Below are 1,196 nucleotides of genomic sequence, written 5' to 3'. Positions count from 1 at the left end.
TCGCTCGCAACAAGCTCAAAAGCGCTCAGCACCGACCTTCGATCATCGCCGCGTGCTGGATTCAGGCAACCTTGTGGTGACGTCATGATTTATGGAAAGGTCAATAGTACAACACCCCGAAATATCTTGAATAATTAATGCGTCGATTATCAGTCGGGATGAGCCGAGGCCGTCATGCAACGCCGGTGAAGCTGGTGAAGAAAGAAAAAAGAAACTGCTATCACTCATCGCCCGGAAGACCCGCTGCGCATCGCGATGTGATGCGGGCGCGGATCGCGTCGTGCGTCCACGAGGGCCACTCGAATACCGTGATTGCGCAGGAGCTGGGCGTATCCGTGCAGACGATCAGCGCGTTGCGCGGCAAGGTGCGCAGGGCATGCGTGAGGGTGAGCACAGGGGCTCACGCATCGCACAGGAAGCGCAACTGCAGTTGATCACGTTGGTGTCTGAAGCGCTGGAGGCTAAAGGCCGCGTCAGGCCGACGCTCGACGGGATTGTGTTGCGCGCCGTGGAGCGCGGCATCGTCGAACAGATCAGCTGCAGCCACGTGCAGCGTTCCTGCAGGCTGGCGACATGCGCCCGCACCGGGTCCAGCAGTGGCTACACAGTCCCAACCCGACGTTTCGCGAGAAGGGTCAGTGTGATTTGCAGACTGTACCGGAAGCCCCCCGGAAACGCTGTGGTACTGAGCATCGACGGAAAGACCGGCATTCAGGCCATCGAGCGCAGGCACCCGGGACCGTGCGCCCGCGCCGGGGCGGCCGCACCTGCGGGGGTTTGAGTATATCCGCCATGGCACCTAGGCACTGATTGCTGCACGGGATGCGCATACCGCAGAGGTGCCCGCAGACTGACGCGAGCGGCGCACCCAGAATGACCTGGCCGCCTTCATGGTGCGCGTGGCGCTCGCGTACCCGGCAAGCAGGTGCGTGTGATATGGGACAACCTCAACACGCATCGTGCTCAGGCTCTCTGGCAGGCGTTCAACGCGCGGCACGAAGAGCGATTTCACTCTCACTTCACCCCGTTGCATGCGAGCTGGGTCAATCAGATCGAACTGTGGGTTGCCCGCTATACGCGCCGGATGCTGCGCCATGCCAGCCATATCAATACCGCGCACCTGCGCGAGCGCACCGGACAATTTAGCCACGAGGATAATCAGGCGGCACGCCCTTTCCAAAGGAGTCTCCGGGGCT

At 61.4% G+C, this 1,196-nt stretch carries 3 protein-coding genes; 2 read left to right on the top strand and 1 reads right to left on the bottom strand.

The features are described from left to right. Positions 1 to 137 precede the first annotated feature (137 nt). Positions 138 to 434: a helix-turn-helix domain-containing protein gene (locus HV796_RS46390; protein WP_377694121.1), complete on the top strand. Its 297-nt coding sequence runs from the start codon at positions 138 to 140 to the stop codon at positions 432 to 434. Here the strand turns inward: HV796_RS46390 and HV796_RS42570 are convergent. Beyond that, a complete protein-coding gene (locus tag HV796_RS42570) occupies positions 401 to 547 on the bottom strand; it encodes a hypothetical protein (RefSeq protein ID WP_175233595.1) in 147 nt (48 codons plus the stop codon). The genes HV796_RS46390 and HV796_RS42570 overlap by 34 nt on opposite strands. 384 nt (positions 548 to 931) lie before the next feature. On the opposite strand from HV796_RS42570, the gene HV796_RS42565 reads away from it, so the two are divergent. After that, positions 932 to 1,196 (top strand): transposase (locus HV796_RS42565; protein WP_246356410.1); only part of this gene is annotated, 265 nt, incomplete at its 3' end.

Source organism: Paraburkholderia humisilvae, from assembly GCF_902859855.1.
Taxonomy (GTDB): Bacteria; Pseudomonadota; Gammaproteobacteria; order Burkholderiales; family Burkholderiaceae; genus Paraburkholderia; species Paraburkholderia humisilvae.
This window is presented reverse-complemented; position numbering and strand designations above follow the sequence as displayed.

Coding starts and splice junctions, on each gene's coding strand:
- HV796_RS46390 (WP_377694121.1), top strand. CDS start 138: ATGCGTCGATTATCAGTCGGGATGAGCCGAGGCCGTCATGCAACGCCG.